The sequence below is a fragment of the Janthinobacterium saanense genome (genome assembly GCF_014200675.1).
Lineage (GTDB): Bacteria > Pseudomonadota > Gammaproteobacteria > Burkholderiales > Burkholderiaceae_D > Janthinobacterium.
Genome location: NZ_JACHCI010000015.1, coordinates 102,400 through 125,536 on the forward strand (window position 1 = coordinate 102,400; position 23,137 = coordinate 125,536).

Below are 23,137 nucleotides of genomic sequence, written 5' to 3' on the forward strand. Positions count from 1 at the left end.
ACAAGGGGTACTGATGGGTAAGCATTTGATTGGATACGGCACGCTGGCCGTGTTGTCGGCTGGCGTGATTGCCTCTGCGCAGGCTCAGCAGCAAAGCACGCCCGATACGGGGTCCGACACCATAGAACAAGTCAACGTCACGGCCACGCGCTCGGCGGGCGCCGTCGATGTGCAGAAAGTGCCGGCCGCCATTACGGTCTTGCAGCCGGAAAGCCTGGCCAAGTTTGGCCTGGGCAACTTGGTCGATATCGCCAGCGCCGTGCCGGCCATGAGCGTGCAATCGCAAGGCCCTGGCGTCAACAACATCACCATGCGTGGCCTGGTGGTGCGCGGCATCGTGCCGTCGGAAATCCAGGATGCGTCGCTGGTGGCCGTGTATGTCGATGATATGCCGGTGACCTTGAAATCGGGCAACCCTGACTTGAAAGTACTGGACCTGGAACGCATCGAAGTGCTGCAAGGCCCGCAAGGCACTTTGTTTGGCGCCGGTGCGATGGCTGGTGCGGTGCGCCAGATTACGCAAAAGCCCGACACCAACGACCTGTTCGGGTCGATCGAAGCGGTGGGCTCGCGCACCTCTGGATTCGGCGGCAACAATCACAATCTGCGCGGCATGGTGAACATCCCCTTGAAGGATGATGTGCTGGGCTTGCGCCTGACCGGCTACACGGGCAACGATTCCGGTTATATCAAGAATGCCTTGACGGGTAGCACCACCAACGCGGTTTCCACCAACCAGGGCCGCGCCGCCTTGCGCCTGAAAGCCTCGCGCGATTTGACGGTGGACGCCAGCATCACGGCCTCGAACGTGAAGGCAGGCTTGAACGATGCCTATGCCGATCTGGCCCCATTTACCACCATCGCCTTGCTGCCGCAAAGCAGCAATGACAATCTGCAACTGTACAACCTGGCCGTGAATTATGACTTCGGCCGTGTGCAACTGGTGTCATCGACGTCATATTTACACCGCGATACCTTCTATCAGCAGTCGGCCCAGTATCCGGCCACCGCCTTTGTTTTTGGCGGCCAGCTGCCGCTGATGGCGGCAGCCTATCAAATTGGTAACAAGGTCACTGATTTTGCGCAGGAATTCCGTTTCAACTCGAAAGATGCCGGTCCCTTCAAATGGACGGCGGGCGCCTTTTTGGAAAGCGGCAAGCGCAATGTGGTGCAAAACGAACCGACCATCGGCTTCGATGCGCGTTTTGCGGCCACGCGCAATTTCCCTGGCTATAACTCGCAAACCAATGAACTGGCCTTGACCCCGGACAATTTCTTCTCCGGCTTGCAAAACACCAAGTCGCGTCAGGTGGCCCTGTTTGCCGAAGGCACGTACACCGTGTGGGACAAGCTGGACCTGACGGCTGGCTTGCGTCTGTTCCGCGGCACCCAGGATTTCGACCTGCGTTTCTCTGGCCTGTTCGGCAACCTGGTCGGCGCCACGCCTACCACGGTGGGCATCCCTGAAACCAGCGCCAGTAGCGCCACGTCGCAAGGCGCCAACCCGCGCTTTGCCGCCGCCTACCGTGTCGACCCCGACCATATGGTGTATGCCAGCGCCGGCAAGGGTTTCCGCTACGGCGGCAATAACCAGCCCGTGCCCTTCAATTTTTGCGGCGTCCACGCACCGTCCACGTTTGCACCGGACAGCCTGTGGAACTATGAGCTCGGCTCGAAAAACACTTTGCTGGATCGCCGCATGACCTTCAATGTCAGCGTCTACCGCATCGACTGGAGCGATGTGCAAGTGTTTAACAAGTTGCCGTGCACCTATTATTACACCTTGAACGCAGGCAAGATCCGCAGTCAGGGCGTGGAAGTGGAAACGGCCTTCAAACTGAGCCGTCACGCCACGTTTGGCCTGAGCGCTTCGTATAACGATGCTTACGCCAAGGAAACCGTGGTGACCGGTATCGCCGCGCAAAACATCCCGGCCGGCAGCCGCACGCCGTATGCGCCGCGCTTTGCCGCCAACGCCACCCTCAGCTACAGCATTCCCGTGAATGGCAAGGATGAGGTCGGTGTCTCGGCCAGCTACGCCTACCGTGGCAATGCCTACACCAACTTTGCCAAGGCGCAAGGCAGCTACGAAGAGATCCCGTCGTCGAACATGGTCAACGCCACCCTGACCTACAAGACGGGCGCCTACGAGTTTGGCCTGTTTGGCAGCAACTTGACGAACGGCACCAAGATCAATGACGTGACCAGCAATGTGATCGCCATCCAGCCGGGCAACACCTTGTTCCTGGCGCAACCACGCACCGTGGGCCTGCGCGTGAAAGCGCGTTTTTAATTGACCAGGCGTACCGCACTTTTTTGGAGACTGATATGGCAAGTATTGCAAGTAGGGCCAAGCCGATGCTGGCGTTGATCACCATGGCCCTGTCATGCGCAACGGCCCTGGCCGTTCCTGCGGATGCCGGCATCACCATCGGTTCCAAGATCGATACCGAAGCTTCCCTGTTATGCCCGATGGTCAGGCTGGCGCTGGAGGCGAACGGCATCAAGGTGAAGGAAAAGTGCGGCACGGGCGCCACGCAAGTGGTGCGCAAGGCCTTGCTGGAAGGGGAGATCGATGTCTATCCCGAATACAGCGGCAATGCGCCGTACCTGATCAAGAACGTCAAGTTTGAGCCAGGCATTTTCAAGGATGGCGCCAGGGGTTACGCGGCTGGCGCCAAGGCGGACCTGGAACAAAACCAGATCGTCTGGCTGAAACCGGCGCCAGCCAGCGTCAGCTATGGCCTGGCCATCCCGCAAAAGCTGGCCAAGGCGGAAAACCTGGCCACCCTGGCTGACCTGGCGCGCTACATCAATGCCGGCAAGATTTTCAAGGTGGTGGTCAGCCAGGAATTCGTCGACCGCGACGATGGCTTGAAGGCGTTTGAAAAAGTCTATGGCTTCAAATTGAAGCCGGCGCAATTGATCATCCTGCCGGGCGGCAATACGGCCCAGACGGAAACGGCGGCGGCGCAAGGCACCAGCGGCGCCAATGCGGCCATGGCTTACACCACCGATGGGCAGTTGCCCGCGCTGGGATTGGTGGCACTGGCCGATAACGCGGGCGCCGTCGATGTGTCGCAACCCTTGTTGACGATACGCAGTGCGGCCCTGAAGAAATATCCGCGCATCCCCGCCATCATCGATCCCATCTTTGCCACGCTCGACGTAGCAACCTTGTCGCGCCTGAACGCGAAGATCGTGGTCGGCGGCCAGTCCGGCGCCAAGGTGGCGGAACAGTATCTGAAGCAGAAGGGTTTCCTGAAATGACGACGGCCATCCGCTTGCCTCGCTTGCCTTTGATTGGCAAGTCCGGCCTCAGCTGGCCGGGCTTGTCGAAGCGGCCCAGCAGCATTGCCTTGCTGGCAGCGCTGCTGGGCTTGTTGTCCCTGCAATGGTCATTCGTGGTGCTGCGCCAGAACCGCGTAATGCCGCTGGGCGATGATTATTCCTTGCTGGCGCTCAACGCAACCTTGGGTGGGGTGGTGGCAGGGGGCTGGCTGCTGTTTGCGCTCAGCGCCTTGCTGGTCCCGGGCAAGCTGCGCAAGGCGGCGCTGGCTTTCAGCCTGAGCCTGGCAGCCGGCGCCAGCCTTGCCGCCCTGACCTGGGGCGCACAACACTTAACTTTGGACAATGAATTTGCCCGCGTCAGCATCGCTGCTGGCGCCTGGAGCAGCCTGGCCGCGATCTATATCGCCCTGTTTGCGCTGCAGTCAGAATCACCCTGGTGGCTGGCTGCGCCCTTGCTGGTGCTGGCTGCGCTGGCAGTCACCGCGCCTTATCAGCACCTGGGCATTGTGCTGGAATACCAGGCCGTGTCCGATGTGTTTCAGCAAGAATTCATACGCCATCTGTTGCTGGTGGCCGCGACCTTGCCGCTGGCCATTTTGGCGGGCGCAGCGATAGGCTTGCTGGCCGTGCGCAAGCCGGCGGCGGAAGGCGTGTTGCTGAGTGTTACGAGTTTCTTGCAAACCGTGCCCTCGATTGCCTTGTTCGGCTTGATGCTGCCCTTGCTGTCTGCCTATGGACGGCATGTGACGCTGGCCGGCGCGCTGTTGTTTGCCCTGGCGTTGCTGGTATTTGCGGGCGCGGGCTGGCTGCTGCTGAAACGCTGGAATCATCCCTTATTGCTGACGGTCTATGGTCTCACCATTGCGCTGGGCCTGCTCATCCTGTTGCCCGTATTCGCCATCTCCGTGTATCAACTGCTGGCCAATGGCGGCGAATTCATTGCCAGCCTGCACTTGTCGGCCACTCTGGCTGACCTGGGTTTGCGTGGCCTGGGTGCGGCGCCTGCCATCGTGGCGCTGGTGCTGTACGGCATCTGGCCCATCGTGATTCAAACGCATACGGGTTTGACCAGCGTGCCGGCCGCCATCCTGGAAGCGGCGCGCGGCATGGGCATGAGTGCGCGGCAAATTTTCTGGCGGGTGGAATTGCCGCTTGCCGCACCGTTCCTGGTGCAGGGGCTGCGCGGCGCCTTGCTGATGCTGATTGGCCTCTCTACCGTCGCGGTGCTGGTCAATGCGGGCGGCCTGGGCTTTTTCCTGTTGCGTGGCACGGAACAATCGGTGTCCGATCTGGTCTTGCTGGGTTCCTTGCCCGTCGTCACGCTGGCGTTTGCCGCCGACGCCATCACACGCTCGCTGGCCTGGGCCTTGACGCCACGGGGAGGGCGAGCATGATACGTTTGAATCAGATCGACAAACATTACGAGCAGGTGGTGGCGCTCAACCGCGTCAACCTGGAAATCGAACACGGCAAGCTGGTGGTGCTGATCGGCCCGTCAGGTTGCGGCAAGTCGACCTTGTTGCGCGTGGTCAACCGCATGATAGAACCGAGCGGCGGCCAGATCTTGATCGATGGCAAGGACGCGCTGGACATCGATCCCGTGCTGCTGCGCCGCTCTATCGGTTATGTGATCCAGAGCGCGGGCCTGTTCCCGCACCTGACGATACGTGAAAACGTGGCCGTCGTGCCCCATCTGCTCGGTTGGGATAAGGCCAAGCGCTTGCGCCGCGCCGACGAGATGCTGGCGCTGGTGCAACTCGATCCGCATAAATTCGGCAAGCGCTACCCGAAAGAATTGTCGGGCGGCCAGCAGCAAAGGGTGGGCATCGCCCGCGCCCTGGCGGCCGACCCGGCAGTATTGCTGATGGATGAACCGTTCAGTGCGGTCGATCCGATCACCCGCGAGCAATTGCAGGAAGAGTTGCTGCGCATCCAGCGCGACGTGCGCAAGACCATCGTGTTTGTCACGCACGATATCGATGAAGCGATACGCCTGGGCGACAAGATTTGTCTGATGCGCGATGGAGCGGTAGTGCAATACGCCGATCCCGACACCATGCTGCGCCATCCGGCCGACGCCTTCACAGCGCAATTCATCGGCCAGGAAGCTGAACTGAAACGGCTGGGCCGCCACAGCGTGGGCGACTTCATGCGCCCAGGCACGCCAGAGCACAGCCTGGCTGGCGCCGAGCGGGTAGGGCAGGCGAGCAGCGCCCGCAGTGCGCTCAGCAAGTTGCTGGGCGGCCAGGCGGCGCTGGTGGTGGTCGACGCCAGCGGCGCGGCGGTCGGCCATGTGTCCTTATCTGACTTTGCGGCGCTGGCATGAGTCAATCTTTCTTCAACCGTCAAGCACTGGGTTTGCTGTGCTGGCCTTTGCTGTGGCTGGTGTACAGCCATGAAAGCTGGTGGCAGGCTTTGCTGGCGCCTTTGGGCGAGCCTGGCCAGCCGGTGCTGTATGAACGCATCAGCTTGCTGGAAGCGGCGCAAAGCCATGTGCTGATCGTGGCGGTCGCCATGGCCGGCGTGCTGCTGCTGGGTTTGCCGCTGGCGATCTGGGCCACGCGCAGCGCCGGCAAGACTTTCCTTCCGCTCATCGCCAATGGCGCCACCATCGGCCAGACCTTGCCGCCCGTGGCCGTGCTGTTCCTGGCTACGCCCATCTTCGGCTTCGGCCCGCAAGCCATCATGTTTGCCCTGTTTGCCTATGGCTTGATGCCGACGGTGCAGGGCGCCCTGACGGGCTTGCAGCAAGTCGATGGCGATATCAAGCGAGCAGCGCAAGGCATAGGCATGGGCGCCTGGCGCCAGCTGTGGACCGTGGAATTGCCGCTGGCCTTGCCGGCGATACTGGCCGGTGTGCGCACCAGCCTGGTGTTGTCGGTGGCCACCGCGTCGCTGGCGCCGATGGCGGGCGGCGTCAGCCTGGGCACGCCGATTGTCTCTGGCCTGGCCGTCAACAATGCCACGCAAGTGATGGAAGGCGCGCTGGCCGTGGCCTTGCTGGCGATCGCCTGCGATTACTCGATGCGCGTGCTGGAACGCTGTCTGACGCCCTGGCGTCAAGGATCAACACAATGAAAATGGAAAACCCGATGGTCTTGTTGGACGAAACCGCGCTGGACTGGCGCGCCGTGGCGCGTGTGGCGCTCGGCGCGCCGCTGGCCTTGAGCCCGGTGGTGCATGAGCGTTTGCATAATGCGCGGCGCATCGTCGAGCGCATCGTGGCCGATGGCGTGCGCGCCTACGGCATCAATACGGGCCTGGGCGCCTTGTGCGAACAGGTGCTGGAACCGGCCTCGCTGGCGACTTTATCCTTGAATACCCTGAAAAGCCATGCCTGCGGCGTGGGCGAACCCATGCCGGACGAGCTGGTGCGCGCCATCATGTGCGCCCAGATCAGCAACTACAGCCATGGCAAGTCCGGCATCAGCCCGGAACTGGTCGATGGCTTGCTGGCCTTGCTCAATTTGCACTTGACGCCGCTGGTGCCGGCGCGCGGTTCTGTCGGCTACCTGACGCATATGGCGCATATCGGCTTGCCGCTGGCGGGCTTGTCGCAAGTGCGCGTGGCTGGCAAGGTGGTCGATGCGAAACAGGCGCTGGCTGACGCTGGCTTGCAAGTTTTGACGCCGGGAGCCAAGGATGGCTTGAGCCTGGTCAATGGCACGCCGTGCGTGACGGGCTTGCTGAGCATGGCCTTGTTTCATGCCGAGCGCCTGCAGAAGTGGGCCGATATTGTCGCCGCCATGAGTTTTGAAGCGCTGCGCGGCCAGATGGCCGCGTTTGATGCAGAAGTGCTGGCGTTAAAGCCGCATCCGGGGTCGCAGCGCGTGGGCCGCAACCTGCGTGCCTTGCTGGCCGGCAGCGAAGTGCTGGCTAAAGCACAAGGAGTGCGCACGCAGGATGCGCTCAGCTTGCGCGCCGTGCCGCACATCCATGGCGCCACGCGCGACCAGGTCGAACATGTCTCTAGCCAGGTTAATATCGAACTGGCCTCGACCACCGACAATCCACTGGTGCTGGGCACGCCCGATGATTACCGGGTCGTGTCGCAAGCCCATCCGCATGGCCAGTCGATGGCGTTTGCCGCCGATTTATTGCGGATCGCCTTGGCCGAACTGGGCGGCGTGGCCGAACGCCGCATCGACCGCCTGGTCAATCCCCTGGTCAGCGGCTTGCCGGCATTCCTGGTGGAAAACAGCGGCGTCAATTCCGGCCTGATGATCGTGCAATACGTGGCCGCTTCGCTGGTGGCCGAAAACAAGGTGCTGTCGCAGCCCATGGTGGTGGACAACTATGTGACTTCGGCCTTGCAGGAAGACCATCTGAGTCTGGCCACCCCATCGGCGCTGAAAACCTTGCAGGTGATCGCGAATGTGGAACGGGTGCTGGCGCTGGAATTGCTGGCGGCTGGACAAGCCTTGCAGTTTTATCCCTTGGCATCCCTGGCGCCGGGCACGCGGGCTGCGCTGGCCTTGCTGCGCGAACACGTCGCTCCCTATACGCAAGACCGCATGCTGGCGCCCGATATCGAGGCGGCGACCAAACTCATACAGGGCGACGACGGCATCCACCGCATCGAAGCGCTACTCGATATCAGGCTGTAAGGCATCACGGGAAAAACCATGGCATTGCAAACCTATCAACACGCGGCCGGCTCTGAATATATAGACGAAGAGCAGCATCTGCATATTTCCAGCGAACGGGGCCGCCGGTTGTGGCTGGCCGAATGGCCGACCTGGCTATTGATTGTGACCATCCATGCGGGCTGGCTGGGCACGCTGTTTTTCTGGCGCCAGCTCGGCACGCTGCCGGCCACCTTGCTGATGATCTGGTGGTGCGCCTGGTATATGTCGCTGCAGCATGAGCTGATCCACGGCCATCCCACGCCCTGGCCCTGGTTCAACCGCCTGTTCGCTTATGCGCCGCTGGCCGTCTGGTATCCGTACAAGCTGTACCGCGACAGCCATTTGCGCCATCACGTGGATTTTCATCTGACCATGCCGGCGCTGGACACGGAAAGCTATTATGTGTCGCCCGCCGTGTGGGCAGGCATGAGTAAACCCATGCAAAAGCTGCACTGGCTCAACAAGACTTTCTGGGGCCGCATGCTGGTCGGGCCGTTGCTGTCGATCAGCGGCGCCTGGAGCCAGGTCGTGCGCCAACCCTTGAAGGGCAACTGGCATTATGTGCCGATGTGGCTGATCCACTTTGCCATGCTGGCCGCCATGCTGTGGGCTATCGACAGCTATTTTGGCGTATCGCCACTGTATTATCTGCTGGCCATTTCCTATCCGGCCCAGTCGATCGCCAAGATACGCTCGTATTATGAACACCGGCCGGCTGAAGAGCACAAGCAGCGCATCGTCATCAATGAAGCGGGGCCCGTGTTCCGCTTGCTGTTTTTGAATAATAATCTGCACCTGGTGCACCATGATTTCCCCTCGCTGCCCTGGTATCTGATTCCACGCGTGTATCAGGCCCGGCGCGCGGCCTATATTGCACGCAGCGGCGGTTTTCATGTGAACGGTTATGGCGAGCTGATGCGCCGTTTTGGCTTTAGCCCCATCGACGCGCCTGTCCACCCGCATATGCCTGAGCCGGAGTAGCCTGATGAACTGGAAAGTAGCCTTGCCCATGTATAACGTCTCGCCGTCTGTGCGGGAGGCGTATGAAGCCTTGCTCGACGCCGTGATCGATGCGTTGCGCAGCGGCGGCTGGCGTGGGCAGGTCGAGCTGGTGCGTGATCCTGCCTTGCCTGATCTTTGGAAGCAGCCTGATCTGCTGTTCGGCCAGACGTGCGGCTATCCGTATATGACGCAGTTGCAAGGCCAGGTGCAATTGATCGCCACACCCAGCTACGCCATGCCTGGCTGCCACGGCAGCGATTACTCGAGCGCCATCGTGGTGCGCAGCAATGGGGCCATCCGCGGCCTGGAGGACGCACGCGGCTTGACCGCCGCCGCCAACGACCGCCATTCCAACAGCGGCATGAATGTCTTGCGCCACGCCGTCGCCCCGCTGGCCGTCGATGGGCGCTACTTTGACGAGGTGATCTGGTCAGGCAGCCACTATGCCAGCCTGGGCCTGGTGCGCGAGGGCGCGGCCGATATCGCCGCCGTCGATTGCGTCACCTTCGCCTACTTGCAGCAAGAAAACCCGGCCTGGCTGGAAGGGTTGTCCGTTTTGCAGTATTCGGCGTCGTCGCCGGGTTTGCCGATGATCGCCGGCCAGCAGGTTCCGGCGGAACTGCTGGCGCAATTGCGGACGATTTTGCTGCAGCCGGACCTGGTCCTGGCCCAGCTGATGCGCGCCTTGCACATTCGTGCTTTCGAGCACCGGCCGCACCTGGATTACTGCCGCATCCTGGAACTGGAATGCGAGGCGCAGGCAGTCGCTTATCCCACATTGCGATGAGGCTGGCATAGTGCAAATAGCGCATGTTAAGATGCCAATGTAGATTCCACATGGAAACAATCAAGGCGGAACAAGCATGCGTATTGAAGACCGCAACAACGTCCGGGTGGCCGCGCCACCCGCCACCCCGCAGCAGCAGGGCGCTGTAGCCACGATCGTATTTGTGCATGGCTTCGGCTGCGACCAGACCATGTGGTCTTATCTGGAGCCTTTGTTCCGTGTGCGCTACCGCACGGTGCTGTTTGACCTGGTCGGCAGCGGGGCATCGGACCTCAGTGCCTATGACTTCGATAGCTACGCCAGCCTCGACGCGTATGCGCGCGACCTGCGCCAGATCGTCAAAGCCGTGGCCGACGGCCCAGTGATTTGCGTCAGCCATTCCGTCAGCGCCATGAGCACCTTGCTGGCAACCCTGGCCGAGCCGAAACTGTTCAGCGCGCAAGTCATGCTGGCGCCGTCGCCCTGCTATATCGACGACCCTTCCACCGGCTACAAGGGCGGTTTCAGCCGCGAAGACATCGATGACTTGCTCAACACCATGGACAGCAATTACCTGGGCTGGGCAGCCACCATGGGGCCGGCCATCATGGGCGTGGCCGAGCGGCCCGGGCTGGGGCAAGACCTGGCGAACAGCTTTTGCCGCACCGATCCCGATATCGCGCGCCATTTCGCGCAAACCACCTTTTTGGCCGACCACCGCGCTGACTTGCCACACAACGTCACGCCGGCGCTGATCGTGCAATGCGATGACGACTTTATCGCGCCGCTGACCGTGGGCAGCTATCTGCGCGAGATGTTGCCGCACAGCCATTTGCAAGTGATCGAGAATGCCGGGCATTGCCCGCACATGAGCGCACCCGAGACCAGCTACCGTGCCATCCGCACCTTCCTGGACGGCCTGGGCCTATGATGCGTGACGCCATGCCATCCTTGCCCAATGCTGACAGCCTGTTCCAGCACGCTGCGTGCGGCTTGCTGCTGTGCGCCACGGATGGCACCATCCTGAAGGTCAACGCCACGTTTTGCGGCTGGCTGGGCTACACCGCCATCGACTTGCTGGGTAAAAAGAAGTTGCAGGAATTGCTGACCATCGGCGGGCGCATCTTCCACCAGACCCACTGGACGCCGCTGATGCAGGTGCAGGGCATGGCTTCGGAAGTCTTGCTCGATATGCGGCAGCGCCAGGGGCAATCGGTGCCTATGCTGTTCAATGCCGTGCGGCGTGAGCACGGTGGCGTGTTCTACGACGAGATTGCCGTGTTTGTCGCCACCGACCGGCGCAAATATGAGCAGCAGTTGCAGCTGGCGCGCAGCAAGGCCCATGCGCTCAATGAAGAACTGGCGGTGGCGGACCGGCGCAAGGATGAATTTCTGGCCACCCTGGCGCACGAGCTGCGCAATCCTTTGGCGCCCATGCGCAACGTGCTGGAAGTGCTGAAACTGGCGCAGCTGGAAGACCCGAAGCTGAGCTGGGCGCGCGACGTGCTGGGGCGCCAGCTATGCCATATGACGCATCTGGTCGATGACTTGATGGAAGTGTCGCGCATCACGCGGGGACGGCTGGAATTGCGCCGCCACAGCGTGGAACTGGCGCCCGTGGTCGAAGCGGCGCTGCATAGCGTGGCCACCCTGGTGGCCGAATCGGGCCACCGCCTGCATGTGGAACAATGGCCGAGCGCCATCTGGCTAGACGCCGACGCCACGCGCCTGGGCCAGATGATCGCCAACCTGCTGACCAACGCCGCCAAATACACGCCGTCCCAGGGCGCCATCTGGTTGACAGTGGGCCGCTCCGGCAACGATGTGCTCATTACCGTGCGCGACTCGGGCATCGGCATCGCGCCCGAACACCTGGCCCGCGTATTCGACATGTTTTCGCAGCTGGAGCCAGCCCTGTCGCGCTCCCAGGGCGGCCTGGGCATCGGCTTGTCGCTGGTGCGCGGTCTGGCCGAATTGCACGGCGGCAGCGTCAGCGCGCACAGCGACGGCGTGGGGCAGGGCAGCACGTTTACCTTGCGCCTGCCCTTGCCAGCTACGCCGCTGCCGGCCCCCGCGCCAGCCGCTACGAGCCGCCAGCTGCAGGCCGGTTCGCGCGACGGCAAGGTACTGGTGATCGACGACAGCGCCGACGCCGCCGAAAGCCTGGCCCTGGCGCTCGATATCCTCGGCTACGACATGCGCACCGCCTACGATGGCGCGGCCGGCATCGCGCTGGCAGAAAGCTTCCAGCCGCAAGTGATCCTGCTCGACATCGGCCTGCCGCGCATGAACGGCTACGAAGTGGCCCGTCATTTGCGCAGCCAGCCCTACGGCCGCAACGTGATCCTGGTGGCGGTGACCGGCTGGGGCCAGGACAAGGACCGCAAGATGGCCTCCGACGCCGGTTTTGACTTGCACCTGACCAAGCCGGTGGATTTTTATGAGCTCGATACGGTGCTGCAGAAGATGTTGAAGGCGGTGTGAACATGCCCACTGTCTTGCCTGGATAAAAACGTAAACAACCCTGATGAACATTAGCCAAGTATCCGACGCTGCTGGCGTCAAAAGCAATGAAGACCTGGTCGCCACGTATCTGCACCATCCCGGCATCGTCGATATTGTGATCTTTGACGGCGCCACCTCGGTCTCCGAGAAAAACTATTTTGATACGGTCTCGGGCGATGCTGCCTGGTTCGTATCGGCCTTTGCCTCGCTGCTACGGGATGTCGTGGCGCCGGACTTGAGCCAGCGCGACAGCATCATGCTGGCTCTGGCCGGACTTCAGTGCCGCCTGCCTGCCCACGTGGAGCTGGACGCGATTCCGCCGTATGCCTGGCCGATTGCCGCCATGACGTGGTTGCGCATCGTCGAGGGTGGGTCGCGTCCGCTGGTCTACCTGTATGCGCTCGGTGATTGCAAGCTGTTGTTGCGGAACCAGGCTGGCCAGGTGCTGGACATGGATCCCTATGAAAATCCCCAGGAAGATGTGCTGAAAGCAGCCATTGCGCAGTTGAAGGCACAAGGGGTCGAGGACAAGGCGGCGGTATTTGCCACCTTGCTGCCGATGCTGAGGGAAAGGCGCGCCTACCAGAACCGGCATGCGGAACCGGCGATACTGTGTTTGCAGCCGCAGGGGCAATTCAAGGCGCGGGTAGCCGTGTTTGAGCTGGGCCGGCAGTCGCAGTTGCTGGCGATGACAGATGGCTTTTATCGTCTGGTCGATACCTATGGCCTGTATTCTGCAGAGGGATTGATGCGTCGCTGCGCCGAGACAGATTTGCAGACCTTGCTGGATGAATTGCGGAAATTTGAATTCGGTCATGCAGTCTCTGGCATGCAATCGCTTAAAAAGAGCGATGACGCCTCCGCCGTTTATTATTCTTATGGCAATAACGAAGGGCAGAGCTGACATGCATTTCGACTGGCACGGCGGACAAATCGGGCGCGGCACTCTGATCGATGCCGGCTACCGCAACACGCAGAACGTGCGGCGCTTTTTACTGGCCCAGTGTGGGCCGGCCTTCAAGTTCGACCGTGATTTCATGGCCTGGATACGTAGTGGTGTGGCGCGGACGATGGGTGATGTTGCCGACGAGTGGTTGCGGCGGCATCGATAAAGCTAAGGCGCATCGCCGTATCAGCGATGCGCATAGGTGATCAATATGCTATCAAGCCGGCTGCACGCCATCCAGGTTGCGGCTGCGGTTTTCCACCAGCACGGAAATGCCGAGCACGACGATGCCGCCGCAGGCCAGCATGGCGCCGACCCAGCCGGTCGAACGCAAGCCCATGCCCATGGCAATCGCGATGCCGCCGGCCCAGGCGCCCAGGGCGTTGGCGATGTTGAAGGCCGAATGGTTGAGGGCGGCGGCCACGGTTTGCGCGTCGCCGGCCACGTCCATCAAGCGCGTTTGCACGGCAGGCGCGACGGCGATGCCGGCGCCGATGGCGAACAGGTTGATGGCCGTCAGCCACACATTGCTGCTGGTGTAGGTGAACGCGGCCAGGGCGGCGACGTTCCACAGCAGCACGCCAAAGATGGTCCACAGACGCGAGCGGTCGGCCAGCCAGCCGCCGATCAGGTTACCCACCGTCATGCCGACACCGATAATGGCCAGCAAGATGGAAATGACCAGCGGCGATACTTTGGTAATTTCCAGCAAGGTAGGCGTAATAAAGGTGTAGACGGCAAACATGCCGCCGAAACCGATCGCCACCATCAGCAAGGTCAGCCACACTTGCAGGCGGCGGAACACGCCCAGTTCGCGGCTGGGGCTGGAATCGCCGGCAGCGACCATGGGCACGAAGATGCGCACCATCAGCATGGTCAGCAAACCCAGCGCGGCGACCAGCAAAAAGGCCGAGCGCCAGCCCAAAGTCTGGCCGATATAGGTCGCCAGCGGCACGCCAAAGATATTGGCCACCGTCAGGCCCATCAGCACGCGCGCCACGGCCTGGCCGCGCCGGTCGGGGTCGGCCAGGGCGGCCGCTACCAATGCGGCCACGCCGAAATAAGCGCCGTGCGGGATGCCGGCCACGAAGCGGGCTACCACCAGCAAGCCGTAGTTGGGCGCGATGGCGCTCAGCAAATTGCCGCCAGCGAACATCAGCATCAGACAGATCAGCATCAAGCGGCGCGGCATGCGCGCCAGGAAAATCGTGATCAGCGGCGCACCGACCACCACGCCCAGCGCATAGGCGCTGATCATATGACTCATTTGCGGCAAGCTGGTATTGAGGTCGTCGGCCACCACGGGCAGGATGCTCATGGAGGCGAATTCGCCCGTACCGATGGCCAGGCCGCCAATGGCCAGGGCCAGGTCGGCATAGCCAGCGCCAAAAGGCGCAGTGACGCGCGGAATCAATGGATCTACAGATGCATGCATGTTGTTAACTGAGTAAGGATGACAGGGTGAAAAGTGCGCTGGTGAAGAAGGCAGGGAGAGCTGCCTACAGGCAATATTGTAAAAGATTCAGGCAATCTCTGCCGGGGAGCGGTCAAATTTGCTGCGCCGCACACAACAAGGATTGCTCTTGTTGTTAACGATAACACAGATGTATCGCAGTTCCGCTGCCTATCTGCAGATAAGCGCGGAACCGGGTTTGTCACTGTCTTATTTGTGCAAGACTATTATTTACGCAAGGACTGTTGCAGCGCTTCCAAGCCAGCCACGTAAATGCCGTGGAACAGGGCGGTGACTTCTTCCTCGGTCACGCCGGCGGGCGTGAATTGGCCGGACCAGGTGACGCGCGCATGTTCGCTGCCGGCGATCGCATCGACTTGCAGGGTCGAGCGGTAATTGCTGGCGGGAAACGGCGCCTGCAGAATCGAATAGCTGTAGCTGCGCGCCGCATTGTCATATGCTTCCAGGCGTTCGATGATGGCTTCGCCGGCAGGATTGGCCAGGTGGCGGACCTGGCCGCCTTCGCTCAGGGTGCTGCTGGGAATGTAGGGCAGCCAGTCGGGCAGGGAATTGAAGCCGCCGATCAATTGCCATACCTGCTCTGGCGTGGCGGCGATATCGATAGATGTTGTAGTGCTGGCCATGGTGGCTCCTTGTTAAATGGTGTCGCCAGGCAGCGGTGCGGCGCGGCTGACCAGGTTTTCGGTCCGCATCTCTTGCCAGAAGGCGGCAGGGATGACGCTATTGAGTGCAGCCAGGTCTTCGGCCAGGCGTTCCGGACGGCTGGCGCCAGGGATCACGGCCGCCACGGCCGGGTTGGCCAGCGAGAATTGCAGGGCGGCCGCCTTGACGCTCACGCCATGGCGGGCGGCAATCGCCTTGATGCGCTCGACCTTGGCGATGATCTCGGGCGAGGCTTTCTGGTATTCAAAGTGGGCGCCGCCAGCCAGGATGCCCGAACTGTAAGGGCCGCCGACGACGATATCGACGTGTTGACGGGCCGCTTCAGGCATCAGGCGCTGCAGGGCGCGCTCATGGTCGAGCAGGGTGTAGCGGCCGGCCAGCAAGAAGCCGTCCGGCTGCGCTTCGGCCAGGTCCAGGGTCAGTTCCAGCGGTTCGACTTTATTGACGCCGATGCCCCAGGCCTTGATCACGCCTTCTTCTTTTAAACGGGTCAGTACGCGGAAGGCGCCGGTGCGGGCAATTTCAAATTGCGCCAGCCAGTTGTCGCCATGGAAGTCCTGGGCAATATCGTGTACCCAGACGATGTCGAGACGGTCCGTGTCCAGGCGTTTCAGGCTATCTTCGATCGAGCGCAAGGTGGCGTCGGCCGTATAGTCGTCGACGATCTTGTTCTTGCGGCCAAATTCGAACAGGCCGCCTTTTTCGCCCAGTTCACGCGTGGCCGGGTCTTCCAGTTCGTCCAGCAGGATGCGGCCGACCTTGGTGCTGAGGATGTAGTCGTCGCGGCGGTGTTTCTTGAGCGCAGCGCCGAGGCGGATCTCGGCCAGGCCGGCGCCGTAGAACGGGGCCGTGTCGAAATAGCGGATGCCGCTGTCCCAGGCCGCGTCGACGGTAGCCAGCGCTTCGTCTTCAGGAATGTTGCGGAACATATTGCCCAGTGGCGCAGTGCCGAAACCCAGTTTGCCGGTCAGTAAGTGTTTGATGCTCATGGTGTTTTTCCTTGTAGCTGTGAGTGAGTGAAGACAGAATAGCTGGACAAGTTAAGCCTGTCCAAGACATAATTTGCTTAACTTGAGTCATAAAAGGTCTAATCAAAGCCATGCTGGATATCCGACAACTGCAATACTTCGTCGCCGTCGCCGAGGAAGAACACGTGGGCCGTGCTGCCGAGCGCCTGCATATTTCACAATCGCCGCTGAGCCGGCAGATCGCGCAGCTGGAAGACAAGCTGGGTTTGATCTTGTTTGAGCGCAATGCCCAGCGCATACGCTTGACGCGCGACGGCCATACCTTCCTGGCCGAAACGCGGGCCTTTTTGACGCATGGCAACCGGCTGGAAGCCCTGGCCAAGCGCCTGGGCCGTGGCGACGAAGGCGGCCTGTGCATAGGCTATATCGATAATGCCATGCATACGGGGGTATTGCCCGATGGCTTGCGGGCCTTGCGGGTGGGCCGGCCGCAGGTGCATATTGCCCTGTACAACCTGCATTCCGCGGAACAGGTGGAAGGCTTGCGCCAGCGCAGCCTCGATATCGCACTGCTGTGCGTGCCACCGCTGCCGGATGATCCCGACCTCGATAGCCTGCAAATCCTCAGCGATCCCATGCTGCTGGCGCTGCCTGAGGCGCACCCGCTGGCGGCCAAGGCCGAGCTGACACCAGCCGACCTGGCCGACCAGGAATGGATCGCCGTGCTGCATAAGGTCGCCGTGCTGAACAAGGACAGCGCCTTGAAACACGACAATTTTGTCGCTGCCTGCGTTCGCGCCGGCTTTACGCCCGATATTCGCCTGGAAGCAACAGAGCCGTTGACGGCGCTGGGATTGGTAGCGGCCGGGCTGGGCATGGTGATGATACAGCGCAGCTTGCGCCAGCACGTGCCGGCCGGCGTGGTGGTGCGTGAACTGGCGTGGTTCAGTTACCGCACGCCGCTGTGGCTCGCCTGGCACAAGGTGAATCTGCGCCCGCTGGTGGGCATCTTCCGCGCAACCTTGCTGGCCCAAGCGCAGGTATCAGAGTTTCCGAACGCGGCTTAGATAGCAGGGCAGCGCCCACCATACGCCAGCAATCAGTGCGGTCATCAGCGCGCAGGCGATCAGGCCGGCCAGGTGGCCGAAGACTTCCGACATGACCAGGTTGGTGCCCAGGATAAACGCCAGCGCCAGGCACAGGGCGCCGGCCATCATGAGGCGGTCGGCCACCCGCTTGAAGCGTTCGCGGTTCGTCAAGGGGCGCATGATGCGGTGGCCGATGGCCGGCGCGCTGAGCAGCACCAGGCTGCTCATGGAAAAGATGAAGGTGGCCAGGAAGACGATTTTCTCGGCCTGGTCGATTTTGGCAAAACCGCCATTGAAGGGCAGGATAATCAAAAACGCCGTCAGCATCTGCGCACCGGGCAGCAAGATGCGCAGCTCGCTGAGCAGGTCGGACAGGTCGCCATGCTCTGCTTCGGGTGTCGCTTGCTGATCGTCGTGCGGCATGATGGCTCCTGCTTTAAAACCAGTGCTTGATATGGCCCGGCTTGCGCAAGGCATGGTCGCGCAGGCGCTGCAAGGGCGTCGAGACGCAGGCAGCAACGCCATGTACGGCATCGTAGCCGCAATGGCCGCACAGATGCCGCCGGTGTGGGCTCAGCGCAAAGTCGCCCAGATCCAGGTGCGGATGGGCGCAGCGTGGGCAATCGATGCAGCCCAGTGCCACACCGCTGCGTAGCGCCGCAACATAGGCCAGCGCGGCTGGCGGCGTGATATTGATTTGCACGATGGATGGGTGAAACAGGCCGGGCAGGCTGCGGCTATCGATGGCCAGCGCGCTCACGTCGCGGACCAGCAGGGTGCCGCCATTGTTGGCTTTTGCCTGCAAGCGCAGCGTGCCATCGTCCAGATAATCGAGCGTGATGGCGTGATAGTCGCTGACGTCTAACACGTCCGGATACAGCATATAGCCCATGGGGCTGGCGTGTTGCTTGCAGCGCATTTGTTGTGAGGCGGCAAAGTCTGCCAGGTCAGCCTTGGTGCCCCAGTAACATTGATGCGTGCGGCACCAGTGGCGAACTGCGCCATTGCGAAACTTTCCTGCAGGCAATAGGTCGCACAGCACCAGGCCATCACATCCCGCACCGGCGCGGAAGTGGCCGCTCATCGTCGAGGTCGTCACGGCAATGTTGCCCACGGTGGCGTGCAGGGGCCAGCACATGCCGGGCAGGGTCAAAGCTGAGTTCACGATGTGCTGATCGATAGAGAGCCAGAGCCAGGACCAGCCGTCCAGCGGCCGGTCCTGGCAAGGCGAGGGTTACTCTTCGGTATCGGCCAGGGTGACGATGGCGCGCGCCCATTTTGAATACTTGAGGTTAGCCAGGTCGCGCACGGTTTTCACATTGAAGGCCTGCTTGAGCAGCTCCGCATCCTTGGCGCTGACGCCCTGCAGCGCATCGACGGGGGCGTCGGCGATTTCCTTGAACGTCTTTTTTTCGTAGGCCTTGTCTACCGCTTTGTTGATATTCATATCCTGACACTCCTTAGTAAGTAGTCAATAAGTAGTCAATAAGTAGTCAATAAATAAGAGATTTAATCTTACATGTTTTTGATTTTTCTCCATTTACGCTTGGGGACGTATCAAAGTCCATCGCATAAACTTATGCGCAAATCGTGACTCAGCCATTTCCGCATTCGTAGTACGATGGCCGGGCGGCGGGACTTTTCCTGGCCGCATGCCATGCCGTGCAATCGCCGGCATTTATTTGACCGTGTTCAGGAGGCGAGTATGGGTTTGCTAGATCAACTTGCAGGGCAGGCACTGGGTGCCTTGGGCAACAAGGGCACGGATGCCGCTGGCGGCGTGGAAGGCCAGTCGGGCTTGCTGGCCAGCGTGACGGAACTGATCAACCAGCATGGCGGAGTGCAAGGCTTGCTGCAAAAGTTCCAGGAGAGCGGACTCGGCGACCAGGTGGCCAGCTGGATAGGCCACGGTGAAAATGCCCCCGTATCCGGCCAGCAAATCAAGGATGCGCTGGGCAGCGATACTGTCACGCAGATCGCCGAAAAAGCCGGCGTGACGCCGGATGCGGCCTCAGGCGGCCTGGCGGCCCTGTTGCCGCAACTGATCGACAAGCTGACCCCAAATGGCCAGGTGCCCGAAGGCGGCGACTTGCTGAGCCAGGGCTTGAATGCGCTGAAGGGCAAGTTTTTCGGCTGATATCGTCGGCTTGAAGCTAAAAAACCTTGCAGCGATGCAAGGTTTTTTTATGGAAGGTAGAAAACCTGCGGCGCAGAAAAAGCGACTGTGGCCAGGCGCGACGCCGCAGACAGCACTGTAGTGCGGCAAGGCCAAGCAACAACGCCACAGGCGCTTTTTCAAGCCGCAGCCATCATGCCGAAGCGTTGGGCGATATAAACTGGTTCGGTGGTCAGCCGCGCCGTGCTGCCTTCCACCAGATACGAGCAATAGCGGCGCCGTTCGGCTGAGCCACCGCGGCGCTCGATGCGTTCGCCGAGCATGGCGACCGCTTCGGCCGCCATTTTCTGCACGGGCTGGCGCAAGGTGGTGATGTCGTAGCTGAGCCAGCCTGATGCTTCCAGCGCGTCGAAGCCCGCCACCGACATTTGCAGGGGCACCTGGATGCCCAGTTCGTGGCGCGCCGTGTCCAGGCAGCCGATGGCCATGATGTCGTTGCCGCAGATCACGGCGTCCGGCACCCGGCCCAGGCGGTCGATCACCTTGCGCAAGCCATGGCCGCCGCTGGCGTAATTGTAGTTGCCGCTGACCACGATGGGCGCCGGCAAGCCCAATTCCAGCAAGCGGTCCAGCACGCCCGACTTGCGTTCCTGCGCCACCGCCGAATCGCCGGGGCCGTCGATGATGGCGAACTGGCGGTGGCCGGCTTCTGCCAGGCGCGACACCAGCAGCCGCGCCGCTTCGGCCTGGTCGCACAGCACGGCGGGCACGGCATTGTCGCGTGGGTTGCGGTTGAACAAGACCAGCGGCACGTCGCGCCGCGCAAACTCGGCCATCTGTTCGTCGGACAGCCAGGCGGCCACGATGGCGCCATCGACCTGGTATTGCCACACATCGCACAGCGCCTTGCCGATCTCGGCTTCCCGTTCCAGGGTGAATAGCAGCAGGCGCTTGCCCTGGCGCGCGATCTGCTGGCTCAGCTCGGACAAGATTTGCGGGTAGTACAGATTGGCCAGATTGGAAATGATCACGGCCACCAGGTTGGAGCGGCGCGTGATCAGGCTGCGCGCGGCCGCGTTCGGTATGTAATCGAGGGCGATGGCCGCCTGCATGACCTTGGCGTGGGTGGCGGGCGACACGCTGGCGCCAGGCTTGAAGCAGCGCGAGACGGCCGATTGCGACACGCCGGCCAGCAGGGCCACGTCGTAGGAGGTGACGCGGCGCCCGGCGCCGGATGGACCTTGTGTTGTTGTGCTGGAAATACGGGCTACAGTAGTCTTTTTTCGCATATTGGTCGGGCTAGCCACCTGTCTCTAGGTATTCCTGCAGGCCCGGAGGACGGATAAAAACTGTGTCTTGCCGGGCGGGCAGAATGAGCATAGCGCAAAAGATTGCCTGATGGCAAGACTGATTCCTTGTTTTTATTTCATTGCCCATGTTGCAAATGCTATGACGTATTGGCATGGCAGCGGACCGGGTCGTGCCATACCATTGTTGCTGCGACTATCCCTGTATGGCTTAATTTGGCGTGTTGCAGGGCCCCGTGCCATAGGGACTGGTCTGGCCCGGCGGCGGCGTGCGGCGCTCGCTGAAATCCTTCGCCAGGGTCGGGAGCGGCAATTCCATGGTGGTGCTGGACTCCGTGCCAGCCACCGTGCCGCGCACGGTCAGGGCCAGCTGCACCCAGGAGCCGTAGTTGCGCGGATAGCTGACGGTGATGCTGGACAGGCCCAGCGCATCGCTGACGCCGCCGGCAGTGACGGCCACTGGAATGCCGGGGTCGAGCACGCCGTTGCCGTTGAGGTCATAAGCGGCATCATATATGCCGTTACGCAACACGTCTTCATTGGCGCAACTGTAGCGTGGCAGGGTCAGCCGCCACACGCCCGTGTCTGGGAAGTCCGCCTTGTCTGCTTCCCAGACGTAATAACCCTTGCCATAGCGGACGGGCCAGGCGGCGGCCGTGATGGTCACGCCGGGCACCGCGTTGCCGGCGCTGTCGGAAACGAGCACGGCGAATTCCTTTTGCAGCAGGCTGGTCGAGTATTCCCGCACGCCATTACCGGTGCCGACCTTGATCGACAGGGCCTTGCGGGCCACCGTCAGGCGCACTTGCGCGCTGGCGGCCGCCTGCGTGGCGCCTTCGATGCGCGCCTGTATCAGCACGCCGTCGCGGCCGCTATCGGCCGGGCCCGCCACATAGACGGCCTGCGCCATGCCGTCCGAACCCGTCAGCACACGCCCCGTCTGGCGCAGGTAGCCGCCGCTGGGGTCGCTCAAGATGCTGAACACCACGGGCGCATGCTTGACCAGGTTATTCGCCGGGCCATCGCGCACCACGGCGCTGATGGTGCTCGCCTGCGCGGTGTCGGCGCCATTGTTCGAGCCCAGCACGGCAGGCTCGGCTTGAACGCCGAGCTTGCTGGCCGGACCAGGCAGGGCTACAAATTCCAGTCGCGTCTGTGCCGTGGGCCCGCCTGCCACTGCCGCCGTGATGGTGGCCAGGCCCGCGTTGGCCGACTGCAGATAGCTGCGTGGCAGATTGCCATTGCTAAACACCAGGCTGGACGCGACGGCCGCCGTGCAGGCGCTGTCGCCAAACAGGACGCCGCGCGAGGTGTACAGGCTGGCGCTGCCGGACTGCGGCACGCCCGTGTCCGCCCGCGCATAGCGCACATCGATGGCCTGGCAGGCCAGGGTCGGCACTTCCTGCAAGACGTCCGCGCCGCTGGCATCCTGGCCCACGGCCGGCGTGAGCTGCAAATCGCTGCCGGCCACGGCATAGGCTTGCGAGATGCTGGCGCCGAGCGCGCTGGCTGACACGGCGTCCCTGCCGAGCGCGCCAGCCGTCAGGCGCAGCACCAGCTGGCCCTGGGCATTGCTGACGGCGGCGCCGCCGTCCCTCACGCGCACGCTGTTGCCGCTGCCCGTGCTGTAGCTGATGGCCGCGCCGGCCACGGGTTTGCGCGCTGAATCGCGTAGCGACAGTATCAGGTCGGCGTTCTGGCCCAGCAGCAAGGTAGACGGGCCTGTGATGTCGAGGCTGCTGCCGGTCACGGCCACCGTGCCGCTACCGCTTTGTGCACCTGCCGTGGCCGTAACCTTGATGCTGCGATTGCTGTTGACGCCACCGGTGCCCAGCAGGGCGCGCGCCATGCCATTCTTGTCGGTGACGGCTTCGACACCGCTGAGGATGCCGGAATCGGCGCTGAAGGCGATCTTCGCGCCGGGCAAGGCCAGGTTGGCGCCATCCTTGACCAGCGCCGTCACGGCCACTTCGCTGCCAGGCAAGCCTGCCGATGGCAGTTCCGTGCCGGAAAAGACCAGTTGCACGGCGCCCGCCAGGCTGGCCGGGTCGGGCGGCGTCACGGGTGGCGTGACGGGTGGCGTGGTCGGCGTGGTCGGCGGAGTGGTCGGTTTGATGGGATCGGGCAGGGTGCCGCCGCAGCCTGCCGTGCCTTGCAGCGAGCAGCCGACGGCCGGCTGGGTATCGGCCGCACCGCCGCCACAGCCGGCCAGGCCTGCGCCAGACAGGGTGACAACAAGGGCTAGCAGCGGCAGGCGAGCGGGGGAGTAGCGATATTTCACAGGGAGTCTCCGGAGGGCGGCGAAATTGCTGGGCGTCAATTTCTTAAGAGTAGCTTTTGCCCAGAGCGGCTGATTGATGCAGAGCAAACTATGCGTGCGTGG

22 protein-coding genes are annotated in these 23,137 nt (G+C 62.2%); 14 read left to right on the forward strand and 8 right to left on the reverse strand.

What is annotated here, in order from left to right; translation table 11 throughout:
• The first annotated feature begins 13 nt into the window (after positions 1–13).
• The 12 genes from HDE72_RS19305 (at position 14) to HDE72_RS19360 (ending at position 13,304) form a co-directional block, all read left to right on the forward strand.
• Positions 14–2,293: a TonB-dependent receptor gene (locus HDE72_RS19305; RefSeq protein WP_183743982.1), complete on the forward strand. Its 2,280-nt coding sequence runs from the start codon at positions 14–16 to the stop codon at positions 2,291–2,293.
• A gap of 35 nt (positions 2,294–2,328) precedes the next feature.
• Positions 2,329–3,270 (forward strand): glycine betaine ABC transporter substrate-binding protein, encoded by a 942-nt coding sequence (locus HDE72_RS19310; RefSeq protein ID WP_221291322.1) that lies wholly within the window; start codon positions 2,329–2,331, stop codon positions 3,268–3,270.
• Positions 3,267–4,685: an ABC transporter permease gene (locus HDE72_RS19315; protein ID WP_183743984.1), complete on the forward strand. Its 1,419-nt coding sequence runs from the start codon at positions 3,267–3,269 to the stop codon at positions 4,683–4,685. The genes HDE72_RS19310 and HDE72_RS19315 overlap by 4 nt, the downstream gene beginning before the upstream one ends.
• Positions 4,682–5,617: an ABC transporter ATP-binding protein gene (locus HDE72_RS19320; RefSeq protein WP_183743987.1), complete on the forward strand. Its 936-nt coding sequence runs from the start codon at positions 4,682–4,684 to the stop codon at positions 5,615–5,617. The genes HDE72_RS19315 and HDE72_RS19320 overlap by 4 nt, the downstream gene beginning before the upstream one ends.
• Entirely contained in the window at positions 5,614–6,369 is a 756-nt protein-coding gene (locus HDE72_RS19325) for an ABC transporter permease (protein ID WP_183743990.1), read from the forward strand. Before HDE72_RS19320 ends, HDE72_RS19325 begins: the two co-directional genes overlap by 4 nt.
• Positions 6,366–7,898: an HAL/PAL/TAL family ammonia-lyase gene (locus HDE72_RS19330; RefSeq protein WP_183743993.1), complete on the forward strand. Its 1,533-nt coding sequence runs from the start codon at positions 6,366–6,368 to the stop codon at positions 7,896–7,898. The genes HDE72_RS19325 and HDE72_RS19330 overlap by 4 nt, the downstream gene beginning before the upstream one ends.
• 18 nt (positions 7,899–7,916) lie before the next feature.
• Positions 7,917–8,900 carry a fatty acid desaturase gene (locus HDE72_RS19335; protein ID WP_183743996.1) on the forward strand — a complete coding sequence of 328 codons (984 nt, stop codon included), beginning with the start codon at positions 7,917–7,919 and terminating at the stop codon, positions 8,898–8,900.
• Positions 8,901–8,904: 4 nt separating this feature from the next.
• A complete protein-coding gene (locus HDE72_RS19340; RefSeq protein ID WP_183744000.1) occupies positions 8,905–9,708 on the forward strand; it encodes a phosphate/phosphite/phosphonate ABC transporter substrate-binding protein in 804 nt (267 codons plus the stop codon).
• A gap of 76 nt (positions 9,709–9,784) precedes the next feature.
• Positions 9,785–10,618: an alpha/beta fold hydrolase gene (locus tag HDE72_RS19345; protein WP_183744003.1), complete on the forward strand. Its 834-nt coding sequence runs from the start codon at positions 9,785–9,787 to the stop codon at positions 10,616–10,618.
• Positions 10,615–12,171, forward strand: a complete 1,557-nt coding sequence (locus HDE72_RS19350; RefSeq protein ID WP_260176805.1) for a hybrid sensor histidine kinase/response regulator — start codon at positions 10,615–10,617, stop codon at positions 12,169–12,171. The genes HDE72_RS19345 and HDE72_RS19350 overlap by 4 nt, the downstream gene beginning before the upstream one ends.
• Positions 12,172–12,214: 43 nt before the next feature.
• Positions 12,215–13,096, forward strand: a complete 882-nt coding sequence (locus HDE72_RS19355; RefSeq protein ID WP_183744006.1) for a hypothetical protein — start codon at positions 12,215–12,217, stop codon at positions 13,094–13,096.
• A gap of 1 nt (position 13,097) precedes the next feature.
• Complete coding sequence (locus HDE72_RS19360; RefSeq protein ID WP_183744009.1) at positions 13,098–13,304, forward strand: DUF6434 domain-containing protein; 207 nt, start codon at positions 13,098–13,100, stop codon at positions 13,302–13,304.
• A gap of 51 nt (positions 13,305–13,355) precedes the next feature.
• On the opposite strand, the gene HDE72_RS19365 is transcribed toward HDE72_RS19360, so the two are convergent.
• The 3 genes from HDE72_RS19365 to HDE72_RS19375 all read right to left on the reverse strand — a co-directional run bounded on the left by HDE72_RS19365 (position 13,356) and on the right by HDE72_RS19375 (position 16,264).
• Positions 13,356–14,573 (reverse strand): MFS transporter, encoded by a 1,218-nt coding sequence (locus HDE72_RS19365; RefSeq protein WP_183744012.1) that lies wholly within the window; start codon positions 14,571–14,573, stop codon positions 13,356–13,358.
• A gap of 245 nt (positions 14,574–14,818) precedes the next feature.
• Positions 14,819–15,235 (reverse strand): SRPBCC family protein, encoded by a 417-nt coding sequence (locus HDE72_RS19370; protein ID WP_183744015.1) that lies wholly within the window; start codon positions 15,233–15,235, stop codon positions 14,819–14,821.
• A gap of 12 nt (positions 15,236–15,247) precedes the next feature.
• Positions 15,248–16,264 carry an aldo/keto reductase gene (locus HDE72_RS19375; protein WP_183744020.1) on the reverse strand — a complete coding sequence of 339 codons (1,017 nt, stop codon included), beginning with the start codon at positions 16,262–16,264 and terminating at the stop codon, positions 15,248–15,250.
• 110 nt (positions 16,265–16,374) lie between these two features.
• Here HDE72_RS19375 and HDE72_RS19380 point away from each other — a divergent pair, with 110 nt between their 5' ends.
• The gene (locus HDE72_RS19380) at positions 16,375–17,310 is read left to right on the forward strand and encodes a LysR substrate-binding domain-containing protein (RefSeq protein ID WP_183744023.1); all 936 of its coding nucleotides are present in this window, start codon (positions 16,375–16,377) and stop codon (positions 17,308–17,310) included.
• Here HDE72_RS19380 and HDE72_RS19385 read toward each other — a convergent pair.
• The 3 genes from HDE72_RS19385 to HDE72_RS19395 form a co-directional block, all read right to left on the reverse strand.
• Positions 17,287–17,754 carry a DUF6328 family protein gene (locus HDE72_RS19385; RefSeq protein ID WP_183744027.1) on the reverse strand — a complete coding sequence of 156 codons (468 nt, stop codon included), beginning with the start codon at positions 17,752–17,754 and terminating at the stop codon, positions 17,287–17,289. The two genes, HDE72_RS19380 and HDE72_RS19385, sit on opposite strands and share 24 nt — an antisense overlap.
• Positions 17,755–17,767: 13 nt before the next feature.
• Entirely contained in the window at positions 17,768–18,496 is a 729-nt protein-coding gene (locus tag HDE72_RS19390) for a hypothetical protein (protein ID WP_183744030.1), read from the reverse strand.
• A gap of 69 nt (positions 18,497–18,565) precedes the next feature.
• Positions 18,566–18,778 (reverse strand): hypothetical protein, encoded by a 213-nt coding sequence (locus tag HDE72_RS19395; protein WP_183679037.1) that lies wholly within the window; start codon positions 18,776–18,778, stop codon positions 18,566–18,568.
• 258 nt (positions 18,779–19,036) lie between these two features.
• Between HDE72_RS19395 and HDE72_RS19400 the strand changes: the two genes are divergently transcribed.
• On the forward strand, positions 19,037–19,468 hold the full coding sequence (locus HDE72_RS19400) for a YidB family protein (protein WP_183744033.1): 432 nt from the start codon (positions 19,037–19,039) through the stop codon (positions 19,466–19,468).
• A 158-nt stretch (positions 19,469–19,626) separates the two neighbouring features.
• On the opposite strand, the gene HDE72_RS19405 is transcribed toward HDE72_RS19400, so the two are convergent.
• Together HDE72_RS19405 and HDE72_RS19410 are read right to left on the reverse strand one after the other, a co-directional pair.
• Positions 19,627–20,736: a LacI family DNA-binding transcriptional regulator gene (locus HDE72_RS19405; RefSeq protein ID WP_183744036.1), complete on the reverse strand. Its 1,110-nt coding sequence runs from the start codon at positions 20,734–20,736 to the stop codon at positions 19,627–19,629.
• Positions 20,737–20,965: 229 nt separating this feature from the next.
• The gene (locus HDE72_RS19410; RefSeq protein ID WP_183744039.1) at positions 20,966–23,035 is read right to left on the reverse strand and encodes an Ig-like domain-containing protein; all 2,070 of its coding nucleotides are present in this window, start codon (positions 23,033–23,035) and stop codon (positions 20,966–20,968) included.
• Positions 23,036–23,137: the final 102 nt, after the last annotated feature.

Excerpts from the sequence above, each read along its gene's own strand:
- HDE72_RS19340 (WP_183744000.1), top strand. The coding sequence starts at position 8,905 with ATGAACTGGAAAGTAGCCTTGCCCATGTATAACGTCTCGCCGTCTGTG.
- HDE72_RS19370 (WP_183744015.1), bottom strand. The coding sequence starts at position 15,235 with ATGGCCAGCACTACAACATCTATCGATATCGCCGCCACGCCAGAGCAG.
- HDE72_RS19305 (WP_183743982.1), top strand. The coding sequence starts at position 14 with ATGGGTAAGCATTTGATTGGATACGGCACGCTGGCCGTGTTGTCGGCT.
- HDE72_RS19355 (WP_183744006.1), top strand. The coding sequence starts at position 12,215 with ATGAACATTAGCCAAGTATCCGACGCTGCTGGCGTCAAAAGCAATGAA.
- HDE72_RS19320 (WP_183743987.1), top strand. The coding sequence starts at position 4,682 with ATGATACGTTTGAATCAGATCGACAAACATTACGAGCAGGTGGTGGCG.
- HDE72_RS19325 (WP_183743990.1), top strand. The coding sequence starts at position 5,614 with ATGAGTCAATCTTTCTTCAACCGTCAAGCACTGGGTTTGCTGTGCTGG.
- HDE72_RS19360 (WP_183744009.1), top strand. The coding sequence starts at position 13,098 with ATGCATTTCGACTGGCACGGCGGACAAATCGGGCGCGGCACTCTGATC.
- HDE72_RS19375 (WP_183744020.1), bottom strand. The coding sequence starts at position 16,264 with ATGAGCATCAAACACTTACTGACCGGCAAACTGGGTTTCGGCACTGCG.
- HDE72_RS19385 (WP_183744027.1), bottom strand. The coding sequence starts at position 17,754 with ATGCCGCACGACGATCAGCAAGCGACACCCGAAGCAGAGCATGGCGAC.
- HDE72_RS19330 (WP_183743993.1), top strand. The coding sequence starts at position 6,366 with ATGAAAATGGAAAACCCGATGGTCTTGTTGGACGAAACCGCGCTGGAC.
- HDE72_RS19345 (WP_183744003.1), top strand. The coding sequence starts at position 9,785 with ATGCGTATTGAAGACCGCAACAACGTCCGGGTGGCCGCGCCACCCGCC.
- HDE72_RS19350 (WP_260176805.1), top strand. The coding sequence starts at position 10,615 with ATGATGCGTGACGCCATGCCATCCTTGCCCAATGCTGACAGCCTGTTC.
- HDE72_RS19365 (WP_183744012.1), bottom strand. The coding sequence starts at position 14,573 with ATGCATGCATCTGTAGATCCATTGATTCCGCGCGTCACTGCGCCTTTT.
- HDE72_RS19380 (WP_183744023.1), top strand. The coding sequence starts at position 16,375 with ATGCTGGATATCCGACAACTGCAATACTTCGTCGCCGTCGCCGAGGAA.
- HDE72_RS19310 (WP_221291322.1), top strand. The coding sequence starts at position 2,329 with ATGGCAAGTATTGCAAGTAGGGCCAAGCCGATGCTGGCGTTGATCACC.
- HDE72_RS19315 (WP_183743984.1), top strand. The coding sequence starts at position 3,267 with ATGACGACGGCCATCCGCTTGCCTCGCTTGCCTTTGATTGGCAAGTCC.
- HDE72_RS19400 (WP_183744033.1), top strand. The coding sequence starts at position 19,037 with ATGGGTTTGCTAGATCAACTTGCAGGGCAGGCACTGGGTGCCTTGGGC.
- HDE72_RS19395 (WP_183679037.1), bottom strand. The coding sequence starts at position 18,778 with ATGAATATCAACAAAGCGGTAGACAAGGCCTACGAAAAAAAGACGTTC.
- HDE72_RS19405 (WP_183744036.1), bottom strand. The coding sequence starts at position 20,736 with ATGCGAAAAAAGACTACTGTAGCCCGTATTTCCAGCACAACAACACAA.
- HDE72_RS19335 (WP_183743996.1), top strand. The coding sequence starts at position 7,917 with ATGGCATTGCAAACCTATCAACACGCGGCCGGCTCTGAATATATAGAC.